Annotated in this window: 18 protein-coding genes and 1 other RNA gene; 14 read left to right on the top strand and 5 right to left on the bottom strand. The window is 47.8% G+C overall.

The window, feature by feature from the left end:
• The first annotated feature begins 27 nt into the window (after positions 1-27).
• From ACL9RG_RS09630 to mscS, 5 genes are all read left to right on the top strand, one after another.
• The gene (locus tag ACL9RG_RS09630) at positions 28-1,056 is read left to right on the top strand and encodes a hypothetical protein (protein WP_422792386.1); all 1,029 of its coding nucleotides are present in this window, start codon (positions 28-30) and stop codon (positions 1,054-1,056) included.
• A 458-nt stretch (positions 1,057-1,514) separates the two neighbouring features.
• Positions 1,515-2,531, top strand: coding sequence for an erythrose-4-phosphate dehydrogenase (gene epd / locus ACL9RG_RS09625; protein ID WP_422792385.1), 1,017 nt, complete (start codon positions 1,515-1,517; stop codon positions 2,529-2,531).
• Between the two features lie 68 nt (positions 2,532-2,599).
• Complete coding sequence (gene pgk, locus ACL9RG_RS09620) at positions 2,600-3,763, top strand: phosphoglycerate kinase (protein WP_422792384.1); 1,164 nt, start codon at positions 2,600-2,602, stop codon at positions 3,761-3,763.
• A 127-nt stretch (positions 3,764-3,890) separates the two neighbouring features.
• Positions 3,891-4,970 (top strand): class II fructose-bisphosphate aldolase, encoded by a 1,080-nt coding sequence (gene fbaA / locus ACL9RG_RS09615; RefSeq protein WP_422792383.1) that lies wholly within the window; start codon positions 3,891-3,893, stop codon positions 4,968-4,970.
• Positions 4,971-5,382: 412 nt separating this feature from the next.
• Positions 5,383-6,267 carry a small-conductance mechanosensitive channel MscS gene (gene mscS / locus ACL9RG_RS09610; RefSeq protein WP_422792382.1) on the top strand — a complete coding sequence of 295 codons (885 nt, stop codon included), beginning with the start codon at positions 5,383-5,385 and terminating at the stop codon, positions 6,265-6,267.
• A 132-nt stretch (positions 6,268-6,399) separates the two neighbouring features.
• On the opposite strand, the gene ACL9RG_RS09605 is transcribed toward mscS, so the two are convergent.
• Positions 6,400-6,525: a Hok/Gef family protein gene (locus ACL9RG_RS09605; protein ID WP_422792594.1), complete on the bottom strand. Its 126-nt coding sequence runs from the start codon at positions 6,523-6,525 to the stop codon at positions 6,400-6,402.
• A 405-nt stretch (positions 6,526-6,930) separates the two neighbouring features.
• Between ACL9RG_RS09605 and argO the strand changes: the two genes are divergently transcribed.
• Both argO and ACL9RG_RS09595 read left to right on the top strand, forming a co-directional pair.
• Positions 6,931-7,554 carry an arginine exporter ArgO gene (argO, locus tag ACL9RG_RS09600; RefSeq protein ID WP_422792381.1) on the top strand — a complete coding sequence of 208 codons (624 nt, stop codon included), beginning with the start codon at positions 6,931-6,933 and terminating at the stop codon, positions 7,552-7,554.
• 82 nt (positions 7,555-7,636) lie between these two features.
• On the top strand, positions 7,637-8,374 hold the full coding sequence (locus ACL9RG_RS09595) for an oxidative stress defense protein (RefSeq protein WP_422792380.1): 738 nt from the start codon (positions 7,637-7,639) through the stop codon (positions 8,372-8,374).
• Positions 8,375-8,380: 6 nt separating this feature from the next.
• Here the strand turns inward: ACL9RG_RS09595 and ACL9RG_RS09590 are convergent, their stop codons facing one another.
• Positions 8,381-9,283, bottom strand: a complete 903-nt coding sequence (locus ACL9RG_RS09590) for a LysR family transcriptional regulator ArgP (protein ID WP_422792379.1) — start codon at positions 9,281-9,283, stop codon at positions 8,381-8,383.
• A 178-nt stretch (positions 9,284-9,461) separates the two neighbouring features.
• Here ACL9RG_RS09590 and rpiA point away from each other — a divergent pair, with 178 nt between their 5' ends.
• The 3 genes from rpiA to ACL9RG_RS09575 all read left to right on the top strand — a co-directional run bounded on the left by rpiA (position 9,462) and on the right by ACL9RG_RS09575 (position 12,385).
• A complete protein-coding gene (gene rpiA / locus ACL9RG_RS09585; protein ID WP_422792378.1) occupies positions 9,462-10,118 on the top strand; it encodes a ribose-5-phosphate isomerase RpiA in 657 nt (218 codons plus the stop codon).
• A gap of 443 nt (positions 10,119-10,561) precedes the next feature.
• Entirely contained in the window at positions 10,562-11,800 is a 1,239-nt protein-coding gene (gene serA, locus ACL9RG_RS09580; protein ID WP_422792377.1) for a phosphoglycerate dehydrogenase, read from the top strand.
• A 273-nt stretch (positions 11,801-12,073) separates the two neighbouring features.
• Positions 12,074-12,385: an NINE protein gene (locus tag ACL9RG_RS09575; protein WP_422792376.1), complete on the top strand. Its 312-nt coding sequence runs from the start codon at positions 12,074-12,076 to the stop codon at positions 12,383-12,385.
• Between the two features lie 47 nt (positions 12,386-12,432).
• On the opposite strand, the gene ACL9RG_RS09570 is transcribed toward ACL9RG_RS09575, so the two are convergent.
• The 3 genes from ACL9RG_RS09570 to zapA all read right to left on the bottom strand — a co-directional run bounded on the left by ACL9RG_RS09570 (position 12,433) and on the right by zapA (position 13,646).
• A complete protein-coding gene (locus tag ACL9RG_RS09570) occupies positions 12,433-13,029 on the bottom strand; it encodes a 5-formyltetrahydrofolate cyclo-ligase (RefSeq protein WP_422792375.1) in 597 nt (198 codons plus the stop codon).
• Positions 13,030-13,073: 44 nt separating this feature from the next.
• Positions 13,074-13,257, bottom strand: a non-coding RNA gene (gene ssrS, locus ACL9RG_RS09565) — 6S RNA.
• Positions 13,258-13,316: 59 nt separating this feature from the next.
• Positions 13,317-13,646 (bottom strand): cell division protein ZapA, encoded by a 330-nt coding sequence (gene zapA / locus ACL9RG_RS09560; RefSeq protein ID WP_422792374.1) that lies wholly within the window; start codon positions 13,644-13,646, stop codon positions 13,317-13,319.
• Positions 13,647-13,917: 271 nt separating this feature from the next.
• Between zapA and ACL9RG_RS09555 the strand changes: the two genes are divergently transcribed.
• The 4 genes from ACL9RG_RS09555 to ubiI all read left to right on the top strand — a co-directional run bounded on the left by ACL9RG_RS09555 (position 13,918) and on the right by ubiI (position 18,403).
• Positions 13,918-14,490: a YecA family protein gene (locus ACL9RG_RS09555; RefSeq protein ID WP_422792373.1), complete on the top strand. Its 573-nt coding sequence runs from the start codon at positions 13,918-13,920 to the stop codon at positions 14,488-14,490.
• A gap of 80 nt (positions 14,491-14,570) precedes the next feature.
• Positions 14,571-15,884, top strand: coding sequence for a Xaa-Pro aminopeptidase (gene pepP / locus ACL9RG_RS09550; RefSeq protein WP_422792372.1), 1,314 nt, complete (start codon positions 14,571-14,573; stop codon positions 15,882-15,884).
• Between the two features lie 4 nt (positions 15,885-15,888).
• Positions 15,889-17,067, top strand: coding sequence for a 2-octaprenyl-6-methoxyphenyl hydroxylase (gene ubiH, locus ACL9RG_RS09545; RefSeq protein ID WP_422792371.1), 1,179 nt, complete (start codon positions 15,889-15,891; stop codon positions 17,065-17,067).
• A 112-nt stretch (positions 17,068-17,179) separates the two neighbouring features.
• Complete coding sequence (gene ubiI / locus ACL9RG_RS09540; protein WP_422792370.1) at positions 17,180-18,403, top strand: FAD-dependent 2-octaprenylphenol hydroxylase; 1,224 nt, start codon at positions 17,180-17,182, stop codon at positions 18,401-18,403.
• Positions 18,404-18,563 lie beyond the last annotated feature (160 nt).

Here is an 18,563-nt window from a genome sequence, read left to right as displayed (position 1 = left end):
TTGGTTACTAACCTGTTGAGATTTTGAATGATTAACCTGCTGCGTTGGGCTGCTTTGTTGCTGCTTTTTTCTTCTGCTGCTAAAGCAGAAATTTCACTTGCCTTGCTTCCGACTGAGCCTGCAACGGTGAAATCTGCAGAGGCTTCTGTGTCAAAGACGGTAGCTGCTGCAACGCCTAAAGCAGCCGCAAGCGCCAGCAAAGTTGATGCTATTGCGCTAAAAACCTTGGCGGACGGAACGGGTAGCTTCCATTTTCCTGTAGCACAGACTAAGAAAACAGTGGAAGTATTCACTTACCAGCCAGCAGGGACGGACGCCAGTGCGCCGTTAGTGATGGTGATCCCGGGAGCCGATCGTAATGCCGTGACGTATCGTAATGATTGGATCAAGGTTGCGGATCAATATCATTTGCGCATCGTTGTACCGCGTTTGAGTGAGCAGGATTACCCGGGCAGCAACGGCTACATGCTGGGCAACCTGCAAGATCCGAAAACGCATCATCGTTTGCCAAAATCTCAGTGGGCATTCACCGTGGTGAACAATATCTTTGATGCGATGCGTAAACAGGGCATTACCACCCAGTCGCAATATTATCTGTTTGGCAACAACGGAGGATGCCAGTTTGTTCATCGCATGCTGACACTATTACCGCAGCCAGAAGTTAAAGCTGCCATCTGTTCTGCTGCGGGCTGGTGGACATTACCAGCGACGGATCAACACTGGCCTTATGGTTTACGCGAAGCGCCGATTAAAGTCAGTTCCGATCAATTAGCCGCTTATTTTGCCAAACCTATTCTTATTGCCGTCGGTGCAAACGATGACGAACCTGAGAACAAGTTACAGCATTCAAAACAAATCGCGGCGCAAGGCAATAATCGTCTTGAGCGTGCAGAAAACTATTTCACGGCATCCCAGCAACAAGCGGAACTGAACAATATGCCATTTAACTGGCACTTTGTTGCTCTACCTGATGTCGGACAGAATCGTAGCAATATGTCTGTATATGCCGCTGGTGAATTTTACCGCTTTGAGCAACAACAGGCATTTAATCCTTAAGGTATTTCCTCTCGGGAATTTTGATTCCAGCTCCAGGTTTTGGTTAGTCTCCAAAACCTGGAATCTCCAAATTGTTTTTTTCAATTTTGTAAGCCTAAAAAGCCTTTACTTGGGTGTACCCGCCTTGTTCAAAAGTGTGCGCTAGATCATGTTATGCTAGCAAAATCCCACTTGGTTACTTGCCAAACTCTCGGTGCTGTTCCCTTTGTGAAGGCTTTGGTTTATGCTCGGCTGAAGCGTTTCAGTTGGCGTGGTTCCTAAGTCAAATGTATTGGCGAACATGGATAACGGGCAGTAAGATTTAACGAATAATTCAACTTGGCGATTCACAGCAGGTAGCGCCCTAAAGTACTCTATGCCGGTTATTATCATAACCAGTCAGCGCCACCTCAGTTTGGTCGATATCGCTCAGCTTGGTAGACATCGATGAGAGGAAGGCCCTCTTTTCAGGGAGTAGCATGACAATCCGCATAGCGATAAACGGTTTTGGCCGTATTGGCCGTAGCGTTTTACGCGCACTGTATGAATCGGGACGACGAGCGGAAATTTCTATTGTGGCTGTCAATGAATTGGCAAGCGCAGAGGGAATGGCTCACCTGTTGAAATATGATTCAAGTCATGGCCGTTTTGCCTGGGATGTTCGTCAGGAATGCGACAAGCTTACCGTCGGTGATGACACTATTCGTTTGTTGCATCAGCCAGATATAGCCCAACTGCCTTGGGGAGAACTCGGCGTCGATGTTGTACTCGATTGTAGCGGCGTGTTTGGCCATCGAGTCGATGGTGAAGCCCATCTGGCAGCAGGAGCTAAAAAAGTCCTCTTTGCTCATCCTGGCGGTAACGACTTAGATGCAACCATCGTGTTTGGGGTTAACCATCACACATTGCTGCCCGAACATCGCATCGTTTCCAACGCCTCTTGCACAACCAACTGTATTATTCCAATTATCAAGCTGCTTGATGATGCTTACCACATCGAATCCGGTACGGTGACTACTATCCACTCTTCAATGAACGATCAACCAGTCATTGATGCTTATCATCAGGATTTACGACGCACTCGTGCGGCGAGTCAGTCGATTATTCCGGTTGATACTAAGCTGGCAGCCGGTATTAGTCGTATCATGCCGAAATTCAAAGACCGCTTTGAGGCGATCTCGGTTCGTGTACCTACCATTAACGTGACAGCGATTGATTTAAGCGTATTCGTCGCAGGAAATGTCACGGTTGAGAAGGTAAACCATCTGCTGCAAAAAGCCTCTCAGGGGGCTTTTCGTGGTATTGTGGATTATACCGAACTACCATTAGTGTCGACAGATTTTAACCATGACCCGCACAGCGCCATCGTCGATGGTTCGCAAACTCGGGTTAGTGGACAGCAACTGATCAAAACTTTGGTCTGGTGCGATAATGAATGGGGCTTTGCTAACCGAATGTTGGATACAACATTGGTTATGGCAGCCAGTGGTTTCTAGTACGCCAGTCCAATTTGGATTGACGCGCCTTCAGGCAATTTTAAAGAGAATCAACGAGAGGATTCAGCATGTCTGTAATTAAGATGAACGATCTGGACTTGGCAGGTAAACGTGTATTGATCCGTGCGGATCTGAACGTGCCGGTTAAAGACGGTAAAGTGACTTCAGATGCACGTATCCGTGCTTCTTTGCCAACGATTGAAGCTGCTCTGAAACAGGGTGCTCATGTCATGGTAACCTCACATCTGGGTCGTCCTACCGAAGGTGAGTACAACGAAGAGTTTTCTTTATTGCCGGTAGTTAACTACCTGAAAGAAAAGCTGTCCTCTCCAGTTCGTTTAGCTAAAGATTATCTGAATGGCGTTGATATTGCCGCAGGTGAACTGGTAGTTCTGGAAAACGTTCGTTTTAACAAAGGCGAGAAGAAAGACGACGAAACCCTGTCTAAGCAATATGCCGCACTGTGCGACGTATTTGTCATGGACGCTTTCGGTACCGCGCACCGCGCTCAGGCATCTACTCACGGCGTGGGTAAATTCGCACCAATCGCTTGTGCAGGCCCGCTGTTGTCCGCAGAGCTGGAAGCTTTAGGTAAAGCACTGGGTAACCCGGCACGTCCGATGGTTGCTATCGTTGGTGGTTCAAAAGTTTCCACTAAACTGACCGTATTGGAATCACTGTCTAAAATTGCAGACCAGCTGATCGTTGGCGGTGGTATTGCCAATACCTTCGTTGCTGCTCAGGGCAACAATGTTGGTCAGTCTCTGTATGAACCAGACTTGCTTGATACTGCGAAGAAATTGCTGACTACCTGTGATATTCCAGTACCAACTGACGTGCGTGTTGCTACTGAGTTCTCTGAGACTGCGACAGCAACCTTAAAACCTGCTACTGAGATTAAAGACGAAGAGCAAATTCTTGATATGGGCGACGTGTCTGCTAACCGTCTTGCCGAAATTATTAAAAACGCCAAAACCATTCTGTGGAATGGCCCGGTTGGCGTGTTTGAATTCCCTAACTTCCGTAAAGGCACCGAGATCGTAGCAAGAGCCATTGCAGACAGCGAAGCATTCTCTATCGCTGGCGGCGGTGACACCCTTGCGGCGATTGATCTGTTCGATATCGCTGATAAAATTTCCTATATCTCTACCGGCGGTGGCGCGTTCCTGGAATTCGTTGAAGGGAAACAACTGCCAGCGGTTGTGATGCTGGAAGAGCGTGCTAAGAAGTAATGAACCTGAGCGGGCAGCATAGGCTGCTTGTTCTTCTATTTCGCGCGAGGGGCTGCACAGTGGAACTCGGGCGAAATAGCAAACCGATTCAAATCCATCTACGGCCGACGAAACAGGACAAAGAACTATGTCTAAAATTTTTGATTTCGTAAAACCAGGCGTCATCACTGGTGATGATGTTCAGAAAGTTTTCGCTATTGCTAAAGAAAACAACTTTGCACTGCCAGCAGTTAACTGCGTAGGCACCGACTCTATCAATGCTGTGCTTGAAGCAGCTGCTAAAGTTCGTGCTCCAGTGATTGTTCAGTTCTCTAACGGTGGCGCTGCGTTCATCGCGGGTAAAGGCCTGAAATCTGATAAGCCACAAGCTGGCGCTATCTTGGGTGCAATCTCTGGCGCGCATCATGTGCATCAGATGGCTGAACATTATGGTGTGCCAGTTATTCTGCACACTGACCACTGTGCGAAGAAATTGCTGCCGTGGATCGACGGTCTGTTGGACGCAGGTGAAGCTCACTTCGCTAAAACCGGTAAGCCACTGTTCTCTTCTCACATGATTGACCTGTCAGAAGAATCTCTGGAAGAAAACATCGAAATTTGTAGCAAGTACTTAGCTCGCATGGCAAAAATCGATATGACTCTGGAAATCGAATTGGGTTGTACCGGCGGTGAAGAAGATGGCGTAGACAACAGCCATATGGACGCATCTGCTCTGTACACTCAACCGCAAGATGTTGATTACGCTTACGAAAAACTGAATGCAATCAGCCCGCGTTTCACTATCGCTGCATCATTCGGTAACGTACACGGCGTGTACAAACCAGGCAACGTTAAGCTGACCCCAACTATTCTGCGTGATTCTCAAGAATACGTTTGCAAGAAACATAACCTGCCACACAACGCGCTGAACTTCGTGTTCCACGGTGGTTCTGGTTCAACTGCAGCAGAAATCAAAGAATCTGTAGGTTACGGTGTGATCAAAATGAACATCGATACCGATACTCAGTGGGCTAACTGGGACGGTATTCTGCAGTTCTACAAGAAAAACGAAGCTTACCTGCAAGGTCAGTTGGGTAACCCGGAAGGCGCGGACAAACCTAACAAGAAATACTATGACCCACGCGTATGGCTGCGTGAAGCACAGAGCTCAATGGTAAAACGCCTTGAGCTGGCATTCAAAGAGCTGAACGCAGTCGACGTTCTGTAATTTCTTTGTCTAAACTGTGGTATCAAGGGGCTTCGGCCCCTTTTTTTATTGTCTCAGCGAGCGAATTTTACGATATCAACAATGATTCATACTGAGTACTTGTTGGTTACATCAAGCAATGCGTGCAGAAAATCAACAACATGCCGTACGGTAAAGAGGGCACGTTGAGTTGTTTTTAAAGTAATAAAAAGAGCTATCTGATTGAATTGCATGTTTTTGATTAAAAAACAGGCGTATCGTTGGCCGTTATTGGCGGTTCTGCATATTCTTGGTTAACCTTAAGCGTTTGAGGAATCTTTTACCAAAGACAGGGCTTGTGCTAAAGGCCGTATTGATTGTGGCTGGAGGCTGTGAAAACAAGCGCGTGATAGCTGATTCTTATTTTCCGCAAGGGCTAACCTGGGGTGATTCAATGGAAGATTTAAATGTTGTAGACAGTATTAATAACGCCGGTTCCTGGCTGGTAAGAAATCAGGAACTGTTGATTCATTATGCAGTAAACATTGTTTCTGCTATCGCCATTCTTATTATTGGCCTGATTATCGCTAAAGCGGTATCCGGTGCGGTAAGCCGTGTGATGCAATTACGCGGTATCGATCTGACGGTATCCGATTTTCTGTCGGCAATGGTTCGTTATGCCATTATTGCCTTTACGCTAATTGCCGTATTAGGGCGCATTGGTGTTCAAACCACGTCGGTGATTGCTGTTTTGGGTGCCGCAGGTTTGGCCGTCGGTTTAGCGTTACAAGGCTCACTCTCTAACTTAGCTGCTGGTGTGCTGTTAGTCGTATTCCGCCCATTCCGTGCCGGTGAGTATGTTGATCTAGGCGGCGCTGCCGGGACGGTGACACAGGTACAAATCTTCTCCACTACGTTACGTACCGTCGATGACAAAATTATTGTTATCCCTAACGGTAAGGTGATCGCGGGTAATATTATTAATACCTCACGCGAGCCTAACCGTCGTACTGAGATTATCGTTGGCGTTGCTTACGATGCGGATATTGATGTGGTGAAGAAAGTACTGGGCGATATCATTGCCGCGGACAAACGTATTATGCACGATAAAGGTGTAACGGTTCGCTTAAATGAGATGGCGGCTTCCACACTGAATTTTGTCGTGCGCGTATGGACAACTAACGGTGATGCCACCGAGGTAAACTGGGATCTGCTCGAGAATTTCAAACGTGCGCTGGATGCTAATAATATCGGTATCCCTTATCCGCAAATGGATGTGCATCTTTATCGCGCAGCAGAAGCGGTTGCTAAGCAAGAACAAGATAAGCCGAATAGCTAATTACGAGCTATTGGTTTAAAGCAAAAGGCACCGTTTGAGGTGCCTTTTGCTATTAATGGATGGGTGCTCATGGATCTGATGCCAGACAATCAGGTGCGGAAAACGCTCCCGCACCTGTGTTGCTCTCCTACCTTAGGATTCGTAAACCATAATAGCCGCAACCTCCGTATCACCTTGTTTGAACGTGAATTCACATCGTGAATCTCGGATCAACCAAGTGAAAATCAGAATCGTTATACAGATAACGACCAGACTCATTACGGTTAATTTATGTACCATTACAGCCTCCATATCCTTGCCTTGCGGAGGGTAAAAGGCTAACCTAATGTTGTATGGCATTAGAGTGGCCTCGGGTTGAATTAATCGATTCGGGGCTTTTCTCTTTAGTCCACTACATGATGCTCAGGACTAAAGATCCAGAGCACCCAAAGCCAGAGTAACAGCCCAACGACCTCTTCAATTTTCGTCAGGCAAATGTTCGAGACACCTTCCAAATCCTCTATTACGTACCATGTCTAGCGCCTCGCTAAAGCGAATCATTGGTTGACCATCTAATGCGATCATCATTTTTTCTAATACCATATTAGAATTATAAATTTTATCTAATGACGGAGCTGTCTTACACTGCGCGGCAAGATGATAAATAACGCTAAGGAAGATTTTGTGATTGCTACTTTTTTTCAGGGGCTTGCTATGAGCGCGGCGATGATTTTACCGATTGGCCCGCAAAATGCCTTTGTATTGAATCAGGGGATTCGGCGTCAATATCATCTGATGATCGCTTGCCTCTGCGCGCTGAGTGATATTCTTCTAATTTGTGGTGGCATTTTTGGCGGCAGTGCTTTGCTTAATCAATCACCGACATTGCTGATGTTAGTGAGCTGGGGTGGGGTAGCTTTTTTGCTGTGGTACGGTTGGGGCGCACTGCGTAGCGCTTTTAGCCCAGGTATGGATAGGGTTGAAGCCTTAGTCATGAAGCAAAGTCGCTGGCGTATTATTGTCACTATGTTGGCGGTAACCTGGCTGAACCCTCACGTTTATCTTGATACCTTTGTCGTTCTCGGCAGCCTCGGCGGGCGCTTAGGTAGTGAAGAGCGGACGTGGTTCGCGTTTGGCGCAGTGACGGCTTCTGCTTTATGGTTCTTTGGTTTGGCATTACTCGCCGCCCGATTATCACCTTGGCTGAATACGTCAAAAGCACAGCGTATCATCAATTTTATTGTTGGGATCATCATGTGGGGTATTGCGTTGCAACTGGCCTGGCAAAGTGTTCTGCTTTTTAGATGATTTGCTACTAATCTTAATTTCGCTGCATGGTTAATATGTTAGGGTTCATAACGGGTATATAAGCATATTTAATGGAGGCACTGTGAAATTAAAAGCACTGGCTATGGCTGCAATGTTGGGATTAGGAACGTTACCTCTGGCGCTGCAGGCTGCGGAAGTTCCGCAGGGGCCACATGTTGTGACATCAGGGACGGCAAGTGTTGATGCAACGCCTGATATTGCCACTTTGGCAATTGAAGTAAGCGTATCTGCTAAAGATGCCTCTTCTGCCAAAAAACAGGCAGATCAGCGTGTTGCCGAGTATTTTGCTTTCCTACAGAAAAACGGCATTGAGAAAAAAGATATCAATGCGGCGAATCTGCGTACTCAACCAGAATATAACTATTTAAAAGACGGTAGCAGCGTATTGAAAGGATATAGCGCTGTACGTCAGGTTCAGGTGACGTTGCGTCATTTGGATAAGCTTAATGATTTGCTGGATGGGGCATTAAGTGCAGGACTCAATGAAATTCGTGCGATCGAATTGGGTGTCTCTGACCCTGACACTTATCGCGATCAGGCGCGCCAAAAAGCCATTGATAATGCGACCCAACAGGCTAAAGCGTTAGCCGAAGGTTTCCATGCCAAACTCGGTCCGGTTTACAGCATTCGTTATCATGTTGCGAACTACCAGCCAATGCCGGTAGCGCGGATGTATAAAAGTGCCAGTGCGATGGCGCAAAGTGATGCTGCTCAAACCTATGAACAGCAATCAATCCACTTTGACGATCAGGTCGATGTTGTTTTTGAGTTAAACGACGCAGCTGCAGCTGCTAAATAAGCGTTGTTAGTCCTGCCGTAATACCTGACGCCCGTGTTCTAACAGGGCGTCAGTCACTTTTCTCATCATGCGGCTTTCTGGTGCAAAACGATGCCAGTACAGCATTCGGCGTTGGAACAGGCCCGGCGTTAAATCAATGAGCTCACCGCTTTCCAATTCTTTCTCAATCTGTAGATGTGGGATCATACAGCACGTTGTGCCCTGACGAGCCAGCTGTACAAAGGCTTCTGATGAGTTAACGATATGGCAAGGAACGCTGCCGGGCGGCAAATCAAAATTTTGCTGCAAAAAGGCTTGATGCATATCATCAAGATGATCAAAAGCGACCGCAGGCGCTTTTAACAGCGCAGAACGTGTTACACCATTGGGGAAATAACGCGCAGCAAAGCTTTTTGATGCGACAAACAGATAATCCAATGCGCCAAGCTTATCAACCAGACAGCTAGGTAACGGTTGTGGCTGGATACTGACTGCACCGACAACCTCCCCACGGCGTAAACGTTCCTGAGTACGGGTTTCATCCTCTACCTGCATATTTAAACGGATAGGTGAATCAACCAGTACGGATTTCAATGCTGGGAGCAACCATGTTGCCAGACTGTCGGCGTTAACCGCCAGAGAAAGCAACAATGGCGCATCATTACTGTCATTACCGCTTTCATTCCCTAGCCACTCTTCTTCTAACAGCTCAACCTGGCGTAATAAGGCCAAAAGTTTTTGCCCCTGCTCTGTAGGGCGAGGCGGAACGGTACGAACCAGTAAGGGTTGGCCGAACAGGTTTTCTAACTGTTTAATACGTTGAGAAACCGCCGATTGAGTAATACAAAGTTTTTGTGCCGCGCGTTCAAAACCGCGTTCGCGGATCACAGCGTCCAGTGCTTGTAGCGTTCGATAATCTGGGCGTTTCATCGGAGGTTATCCCTTGCATGCATAGTCTTAAAAAATAATATCCCAACACTATGCCACAGTTTATGGCTTTCTGTGATCTTGTGCCTGACATGCATACCTAATTTATAAAAGCATGCTTTATAATGACTGATATTATTTACATTACGCACCACAGGCTGATGGCCGGGAGAGAGTAACCATGACTCAGGATGAACTGAAAAAAGCAGTAGGTTGGGCCGCATTGGAGTTTGTGACGCCAGGTACCATCGTTGGTGTGGGCACGGGGTCTACAGCTGCCCATTTCATTGATGCATTAGGTTCTATCAAACACCAAATCGAAGGCGCGGTATCGAGTTCCGAAGCCTCGACGGCCAAGTTAAAAAGCCTCGGCATCCCGGTATTTGACTGTAATGAGGTCGATTCACTGGATGTTTATGTTGATGGCGCAGATGAAATCAACGGCCATATGCAGATGATCAAAGGCGGTGGTGCAGCGTTAACACGAGAAAAAATCATCGCGGCAATTGCCCGTAAATTTGTTTGTATTGTTGATGCCTCCAAGCAGGTTGATGTATTGGGTAAATTCCCTCTGCCGGTCGAAGTGATCCCAATGGCACGTTCTTATGTTGCTCGTGAATTGATAAAACTGGGGGGCTTACCTGAGTATCGTCAAAATGTGCTGACTGATAACGGTAATGTGATCCTTGATGTTCACAACCTGAGTATTGTCGACGCGGTGGCGTTGGAAAATAAAATCAACGCTATTGCCGGTGTTGTAACGGTTGGCTTGTTTGCCAATCGTGGTGCCGATGTGGTGTTGGTTGGTGCTGGTGACGGCGTCAAAGTTATCAAATAAGCACGGGCAGAGATAAGCAGATGATCTGTCTGATGGTTAGCAGGCGGGCAGATCTTTTTCTTTGTGAGCGCCGCAGGATGTTTTCTACCATAAGTTAATGATGTTTTAGGCCGCTAGCGATGGATGGGAGGTCATAGTGAAAAATTATGAAGATAATAAATTTTTAGACTGAATCATCTTTTCTTCAAAAAGCGTAATTTGGTGACTTATGTCACATAAATTAATTCATCTCATCTTTTTCACCATGTACCGGTGGTCGATTAGCATTTAGTTCTAAAAACACTTGTTCTCTTCCGGGTTCTAACTCCCTTCTAAGCAATCGTTTGTATTGCTGATACTAAAAATTTTGTTATGTTGACTGTGAGCTGTCAAAAAACAGCGATTCCTGAAGTCGGCATTCAGTCAGAACAATTTTCAGTACGCATAAATCGTAGGGTCGGGAAATGGCAAAAGTATCACTTGAGAAAGACAAGATTAAGTTTCTGTTAGTGGAAGGCGTCCACCAAAGTGCAATCGATACACTTCGTGCTGCAGGCTATACCAACATTGAATTTCACAAAGGCGCGTTGGACTCCGAGTCGTTAAAAGCGTCGATTCGTGATGCGCATTTTGTTGGGCTTCGCTCCCGTACTCAAATGACCGAAGAGATTTTTGCTGCGGCTGAAAAACTGGTTGCCGTGGGTTGTTTCTGTATCGGAACCAATCAGGTTGATCTCAATGCTGCGACCCGTCGTGGTATTCCGGTATTTAACGCGCCATTCTCTAATACCCGTTCTGTTGCTGAAATGGTGTTGGGCGAAATGCTGTTGATGATGCGCGGCATCCCGGCAGCAAATGCTAAAGCACACCGTGGCGTGTGGCACAAACTGGCCGTTGGTTCTTATGAGGCCCGTGGTAAGCGTCTGGGTATCGTCGGTTATGGCCATATCGGTACTCAGCTTGGTATTTTGGCTGAAAGCCTGGGAATGCGCGTTTATTTCTATGACGTGGAAACTAAACTGCCGCTAGGTAACGCACAGCAGATCGCGAGCCTTTCTGAGTTGCTAAATACCAGCGATGTGGTCACGTTGCATGTACCTGAAACGGCAAATACCAAAAACATGATCAGCACCGAACAGTTGGCGCAAATGAAGCCAGGCTCACTGTTGATCAACGCCTCTCGCGGCACGGTAATTGATATTCCAGCACTGTGTGATGCGCTGCGTAGCCAGCATCTGTCTGGCGCGGCAATCGACGTATTCCCAGAAGAGCCAGCAACCAATAGCGATCCGTTCCACTCTCCGCTGTGTGAGTTCGATAACGTGATTCTGACTCCGCACATCGGTGGTTCTACCATGGAAGCGCAGGAAGGTATTGGTCTGGAAGTCGCGGGTAAACTGGTTAAGTACTCTGATAACGGTTCAACGTTGTCAGCTGTTAACTTCCCAGAAGCTTCTCTGCCGACACATAGCGAAAAAGCATGCCGCCTGTTGCACATCCATGAAAACCGCCCTGGTATCTTGACCAGTATCAACCAGATTTTTGCCGAGCAAGGTATCAACATTGCCGCACAGTATCTGCAAACTGGTCCAGAAGTAGGCTATGTAGTTATTGATGCTGAAGCTAGTTTGGATAGCGTTGCCAGTGCATTGCAACAAATGAAGGCGATCCCGGGTACTATCCGCGCACGCTTGCTGTACTAATTTGCGTTGCAGAATTATCGATAATATTGAAAAGGGCGCTTAGCGCCCTTTTTGCTTTCTACGGATATAGAGAGATAACGCTCGATTATTGAGACTGTCTTTTTAATTTTTGAAAAGTCAGGATTAAGCGCCATCCTGCTAAGAATTAATAGTGTATCCGCCTTTATGGCTATTCAATACATTACCGATATCAGGTAAGATATTTACCTATTTTATCTAGCCCGCTATTTAGAATATGGTTGGTATAATTTTTTATTGAAAAGGACGACATATATGTCATCGATGGTTTTTTGCCGTGGATGTGGAAAAGAAATACACGAAACCGCGATAAGCTGCCCAAGTTGCGGCGCTCCTCAACGTGTCCCAACAAGTGGCTCATTAGGTGAGAAAAACCGTCTTGCTGCCGCGTTGCTGGCTTTCTTTTTGGGCGGGTTTGGCGTACACAAATTTTATCTGGGTAAATACGGGCAGGGTGCTCTGTATCTGATTTTCTGTTGGACCTTTATTCCTTCAATCATCGCTTTCATCGAATTTATTGTTTATATCTGTACTTCTGATGAAGATTTTGCACGTAAATATGGTTGATTTATCAATGGGGGAATATTGGGCCCCCATTATTAATTAACTGGCTTTTACCAGCGCCATACTTTCTCCGGTGTAATAATCTCCGGCAGCGGAATATCCCACTCTTCAACGGGTAATTGTGCTACCTGCTGACAATCATGTGCCAAACCGATCGGATAAGGACCGTTTTCCTGCCAATGCTGCAAGGTGCGGTCGTAAAAGCCCCCGCCCATTCCAAGACGCTGTCCATGGCTATCAAACGCCACCAGCGGCGTGAACACGATGTCGACTTCTGATAGCAAAATCATTTGGGTAATATCGAGCGCAGGTTCGAGAATATTAAAGCGATTACGGATCAGCGGGGTATCTGGCGCATAGCGCAAGAACAGCAGGTTACCTGAACTAAAAGGATGCAATACCGGCAAGCACAGCTGTTTACCCTGTTGCCAAAGGTGGCGAATCAGCGGTGTGGTATCAAGCTCGCCATCGAAGGAGAGAAATACGGATAGCGTGGTTGCCTGCTGAATTTTTTCATGTTGGGTGACTTGCTCGACAATTTGCATGGCAAATTGCTGCTGCTGTTCAGTGCTGAGTTGTTTTCTACGCTGTCGGACTTCACTGCGAATGCTTTGCCGAAGCGATGCATATTGAGCTGTAAAGGACATAAAGGTTTGGATGATCCAAGGGAATAGATGAACAACGAAAGAAGGGAATCTCCGAGATGCCGTTGCAGGCTGTAACCCTTGAACCCATGGTTCAAGGTGAACGTTCAGTCACAATCTTTAGGCTTCTCGGACGGACCGAGCATGCGCACCGATTGCGGATCATCACATTCTGTTTGTACTAATTATCGGCTCAGGGGACTGGCCCGCTAGCAAACATCTCAGAGAAATTTTGTACTGACTGTCAAATGAATATACCACTAAATGGTTATATTAATCAACAGTTTAAACTATTCGAAAGTCGTCCCTTCACGTTCAGAGATCCGGCCTTGCTCGAGCAGCGCTTGCTCAATGGTCTGTTGTAACATGCGGATACGCTGTTCCATATTGGACGCGTAATCGCGAGTTTTCAACCTTTCCTGAGCAAGTTCGTGGCAAACGTTCAACGCCGCGATAAATACCAATTGCTCTGTATTGGTGACTCTAGTGCGAACTTTAAGATCTTGCAACCGCTGATTGAGGTCCTCGGCTGCCATGTTCAACGCTTCTTGTTGTTCTGGCGGACAATTCACTCGTAAAGAGCGGCCAAAAATTTGTATATCTACCGGTTGTGCAGACATGCCACCTTCCTGCCTAATTATTCGCCCTCCAACTCATCTGCGATGCAGCCTGTTGAAAGCGGGCGCTACTATAACTATCTCAATACCAGGATACAACCCCACGAAAGTGCATAAATCCTTGCGATAAGTGGGTGAGTCGGCAGCAAAACCGACATAACAACTTATTATCATCGCAAGGCTCGTACGATCGCAAGGCTTGCTAATCTGGTACAGCGACTGACCTTGGTGGTAGCATAACACGAACTTAACCGGCCAACGATGGCGAATACGCATGTCTATAGAGAATACTTATCCAAACTATGATGCGCTGAATAGTAATTTACAGCAGCAATCCGTCGCCCTGACCGCAGCAGAAATGCACGGCCTTATCAGTGGCTTACTCTGTGGTGGCAACCATGATGGTAGCTGGCTGACGCTGGTGCATGACTTGACCAATGAAGGCATGGCTTTTAGCCATACGCTAGCCGATGCGCTGCAAGCACTACGCAAAGTGACTTCTGACACACTTGATGACGACAGTTTTGAATTCAAGATGTTGATGCCAAATGACGATGCCAGCGTATTTGAACGCGCTGATGCACTGGCGGGTTGGGTCAACCACTTCTTGCTGGGCTTGGGCATGATGCAGCCAAAACTTGCCAAGGTAAAAGGTGAAGTCGGCGAGGCCATTGACGATCTGCGCAGTATTGCGCAATTGGGTTATGAAGAAGACGAAGACCAAGAAATGCTGGCGCAGTCTTTGGAAGAAGTTGTTGAGTATGTGCGCGTTGCCGCCATTATTTGCTACAACGAATTTAATCAAACCAAGCCAACAGCAGTAGAAAACCAGCCTACGTTGCACTAATCACTACGAGGCAGTTTTGTCGCGTAAACGCAACTCCAGGCTCAATGGGTATAAGTCACGACAGGTTTCAGGAGCAGGTAATGACACAGCAAGAGTATCAGGATCGTCGGCAAGCGCTGATTGCCAAAATGGCCCCCGGAAGTGCCGCGATTATTTTCGCCGCACCAGAGGCTACGCGTAATGCAGATAGCGAATATCCTTACCGTCAAAGCAGTGATTTCAGTTATCTGACCGGTTTTAATGAACCGGAAGCGGTATTGGTATTGGTTAAAAGTACTGATAACCATAATCACAGCGTGTTGTTTAACCGCATCCGTGATCTGACGGCTGAAATCTGGTTTGGTCGTCGTTTGGGACAAGATGCGGCCCCGGCGAAACTCGGTGTCGATCGTGCTTTACCGTTCGATGATATCGACCAGCAGCTGCACCTGTTGCTCAATGGTCTGGACGTGGTTTATCACGCACAAGGCTATTACGCTTATGCCGATGAAATTGTCTATCGGGCAATGGAAAAACTGCGTAACGGCTTCCGTCAGAACTTATCTGCACCGGCGACCATGACCGACTGGCGTCCGTGGCTGCATGAAATGCGTCTGATAAAATCGCCGCAGGAAATTGCTGTGATGCGTCGAGCCGGTGAAATTACTGCGCTGGCACATACCCGGGCGATGCAGCAGTGTCGTGCTGGCTTGTTTGAATATCACCTTGAAGGGGAAATTCATCATGAATTTACCCGTCATGGTGCACGTTACCCGTCATACAACACCATTGTTGGCAGCGGTGATAACGCCTGTATTTTGCATTACACCGAAAACGAGTGTGAGCTGCGTGACGGCGATCTAGTGCTGATTGATGCCGGTTGTGAATACCAAGGTTACGCCGGGGATATTACTCGTACCTTCCCGGTCAGCGGTAAATTCACCCCCGCTCAGCGTGAAATTTACGACATCGTATTAGCCTCAGAATATAAAGCGCTGGAAGTCTTTGGTCCGGGGAGCAGTATTCAGGAAGCCACCAAAGCGGCGGTACGCGTTATGGTCGAAGGTTTAGTTAAACTTGGCGTAATGCAAGGCGATGTCGAGCAACTAATTGCTGAACAGGCACACCGCCAATTCTTTATGCATGGACTGTCGCACTGGCTGGGTATGGATGTGCATGACGTGGGTCATTACGGTAGCGTTGATCGCAGTCGTAAACTCGAACCTGGCATGGTCTTGACTGTTGAACCGGGCTTGTATATTGCGCCAGATGCTGATGTACCTGAGGCCTATCGCGGTATTGGTATCCGTATCGAAGATGACATCTTAATCACAGATACCGGCATCGAAATCTTCACCAGCGGCGTAGTGAAAGATGCTGATGATATCGAAGCTCTGATGGCGGCAGCGAGATAATCCTATGAGTATTGTTATCGTTGGTGGTGGGATGGCAGGCGCAACCTTGGCATTGGCGGTTTCTGCTCTGACGGGCGGTAAACTGCCGGTACATTTAATTGAAGCTTCGGCCACTGACGATCGTCAGCACCCTGGCTTTGATGCCCGTTCTATTGCTCTGGCACAGGGAACCTGTCAACAGTTGGCGGCGATCGGCATTTGGCCGGCATTATCGCGGTATGCTACGCCAATCAACGATATTCACGTCAGTGACCGGGGCCATGCAGGCTTTGTGAATCTCAATGCAGGTGATTATGGTGTTGAAGCATTAGGTAATGTCATTGAGTTGCACGATGCCGGTCAGAGTTTGATGGCGCTACTGCAAAAAGCGCCGGGCGTGACCGTGCATTGTCCTGCCAAAGTGGTGGATGTTTCACGCACGGCCGATAGTGCCAGCGTTGTATTAGATAATGGCCAGCATTTGAGCGCACAGGTTTTAGTGGCAGCAGATGGTTCAAACTCAGCGCTGGCTGCGGCATGCCAAATTCGTTGGCAGCAGCAGAGCTACCAGCAATTGGCGATTGTCGCTAATGTCACGACGAGCCAGCCTCATCAAGGCCGGGCGTTTGAACGATTCACCGAACATGGCCCTATCGCATTATTACCGATGTCTAAAGGCCGCAGTGCGCTAGTGTGGTGCCATCCACTTTCTGCGCGAGAAGAAGTAGAAAGCTGGAGCGAAGCTGAGTTTCTGCAACGGTTGCAACAGGGGTTTGGTTGGCGATTGGGTACCATGCTCAATGTCGGTAAACGTCATTGTTATCCGCTCGCTTTATCAACGGCCAACCAACATATTAGCCATCGCTTAGCGCTGGTGGGGAATGCGGCACAAACGCTGCATCCTATCGCCGGGCAGGGATTCAATCTTGGTTTACGTGATGTGATGACGCTTGCGGAAACCTTGGCCTCAGCCTTTGTACAGGGGCAAGATATCGGCAGCTACCGCGTACTTAGCCAATATCAACAACGCCGTCAGCCGGATCAACAGGCAACCGTTGCCGTCACCGATGGTTTGATTCATCTGTTTGCCAATCGCTATGCGCCGTTGGTTGTCGGACGTAATCTGGGATTAATGGCGATGGAACGAATGCCCGCACTACGTGATGCTTTTACCCGCCGCACGCTTGGCTGGGTAGCCCGCTGAATATCAGTCTATAGAACATCTGTTCAGAGCATAACCCTTAAAATAGAAGTACATAGAACACCAGCCCGCGTCGTGCAATCCACCCCGCGCAATGACAGGAATAAAGTAAATTATGCAATCTTTTGATGTGGTTATCGCCGGTGGCGGTATGGTTGGATTGGCGCTGGCCTGTAGCCTGCAAGGCAGCGGCTTGCGTATTGCGGTGCTTGAACACCAGCAGCCTGATGAAAGCCCTTTGCCGGAGCAACCTGGGCTGCGCGTGTCTGCTATCAACGCTGCCAGCGAGCGCTTGTTACAACACATTGGTGCCTGGCCGGGCATTATCGCCCAGCGTGCTGCGCCGTATCAGGGGATGGAAGTCTGGGAAAGCGACAGCTTTGGCAAAATTGCTTTCCGTAGTGACGAATACGGCTTCAGTCATCTCGGCCACATCATCGAAAATCAGGTGGTGCACCGCGCGTTGTGGCAACGGGCAGAAAACTGTGATGATGTGACGCTGTTTACCTCGGTTACTATGAAAAATATTGCCTGGGGTGAGAACGAAGCATTCATCACTCTGGACGATATGCGCCAAATGACTGCCCGACTAGTGGTGGGCGCTGACGGCGCGCACTCTTGGCTGCGCCAACATGCCGATATCCCCTTAACTTTCTGGGATTACCGTCATCATGCGCTGGTGGCAACCATACGGACTGCTGAGCCTCACCAGTCGGTCGCGCGTCAGGTATTCCACGGCGAGGGCATTCTGGCCTTCCTGCCGCTCAGCGATCCACATTTATGCTCGATTGTTTGGTCGGTATCGCCGGATGAAGCGCAGCGTTTAGCGGCTTTGCCTGAATCTGAATTCAATAACATTCTGGGTAGTACCTTTGATATGCGCCTGGGATTATGCAGCGTTGAGAGCGAGCGAGTGAGCTTCCCGCTCACCGGCCGTTATGCCCGCAGCTTTGCCACGCAACGCTTGGCATTGGTCGGTGATGCTGCACACACCATACATCCATTAGCTGGACAAGGTGTAAACCTAGGATTTATGGATGTCGCTGAACTGGCTTCAGAAATCAAACGTTTGCAAAAGCAAGGCAAAGACTTCGGACAGCACCTGTACTTGCGCCGCTATGAACGTCGTCGTAAACACAGCGCAGCCTTGATGCTGGCTGGAATGCAGGGCTTTAGAGAGCTGTTTGAAGGTAATAACCCAGCTAAAAAGCTATTGCGTGATATTGGGCTGCGCTTATCCGACAGCCTGCCGGGTGTGAAACCTAAGTTGTTACGTCAGGCAATGGGACTCAATGATCTGCCAGAGTGGTTGCAGAGCCCTGACATTCGATTGAAATAATCTAATTTCATCTGTTTTTTTGCATTAGTTTTAATAATGCGAGGCCGGATTTCCCAAACTGTTAATGATGGGGAATTTGGCCTTGTCGTTACATAACGTCAATTTTTTCGCCCTGCATTTGTATATTTTGCGTCACAAACCGCATTTTTCTAGTCAAATA

The organism is Rouxiella sp. Mn2063, assembly GCF_049319665.1.
In the GTDB taxonomy this organism is placed as follows: Bacteria; Pseudomonadota; Gammaproteobacteria; order Enterobacterales; family Enterobacteriaceae; genus JBMOUD01.
The sequence above is the reverse complement of the archived record's forward strand: the minus strand, read 5'-3'. Positions and strand labels throughout refer to the sequence as shown.

Bases quoted from the DNA above. Each gene is read 5' to 3' on its own strand.
- mscS (WP_422792382.1), top strand. From the start codon at position 5,383: ATGGAAGATTTAAATGTTGTAGACAGTATTAATAACGCCGGTTCCTGG.
- ACL9RG_RS09555 (WP_422792373.1), top strand. From the start codon at position 13,918: ATGTCTATAGAGAATACTTATCCAAACTATGATGCGCTGAATAGTAAT.
- ACL9RG_RS09630 (WP_422792386.1), top strand. From the start codon at position 28: ATGATTAACCTGCTGCGTTGGGCTGCTTTGTTGCTGCTTTTTTCTTCT.
- zapA (WP_422792374.1), bottom strand. From the start codon at position 13,646: ATGTCTGCACAACCGGTAGATATACAAATTTTTGGCCGCTCTTTACGA.
- serA (WP_422792377.1), top strand. From the start codon at position 10,562: ATGGCAAAAGTATCACTTGAGAAAGACAAGATTAAGTTTCTGTTAGTG.
- pepP (WP_422792372.1), top strand. From the start codon at position 14,571: ATGACACAGCAAGAGTATCAGGATCGTCGGCAAGCGCTGATTGCCAAA.
- ubiI (WP_422792370.1), top strand. From the start codon at position 17,180: ATGCAATCTTTTGATGTGGTTATCGCCGGTGGCGGTATGGTTGGATTG.
- ACL9RG_RS09590 (WP_422792379.1), bottom strand. From the start codon at position 9,283: ATGAAACGCCCAGATTATCGAACGCTACAAGCACTGGACGCTGTGATC.
- pgk (WP_422792384.1), top strand. From the start codon at position 2,600: ATGTCTGTAATTAAGATGAACGATCTGGACTTGGCAGGTAAACGTGTA.
- rpiA (WP_422792378.1), top strand. From the start codon at position 9,462: ATGACTCAGGATGAACTGAAAAAAGCAGTAGGTTGGGCCGCATTGGAG.
- ACL9RG_RS09575 (WP_422792376.1), top strand. From the start codon at position 12,074: ATGTCATCGATGGTTTTTTGCCGTGGATGTGGAAAAGAAATACACGAA.
- ACL9RG_RS09570 (WP_422792375.1), bottom strand. From the start codon at position 13,029: ATGTCCTTTACAGCTCAATATGCATCGCTTCGGCAAAGCATTCGCAGT.
- fbaA (WP_422792383.1), top strand. From the start codon at position 3,891: ATGTCTAAAATTTTTGATTTCGTAAAACCAGGCGTCATCACTGGTGAT.
- epd (WP_422792385.1), top strand. From the start codon at position 1,515: ATGACAATCCGCATAGCGATAAACGGTTTTGGCCGTATTGGCCGTAGC.
- ACL9RG_RS09605 (WP_422792594.1), bottom strand. From the start codon at position 6,525: ATGAGTCTGGTCGTTATCTGTATAACGATTCTGATTTTCACTTGGTTG.
- ubiH (WP_422792371.1), top strand. From the start codon at position 15,889: ATGAGTATTGTTATCGTTGGTGGTGGGATGGCAGGCGCAACCTTGGCA.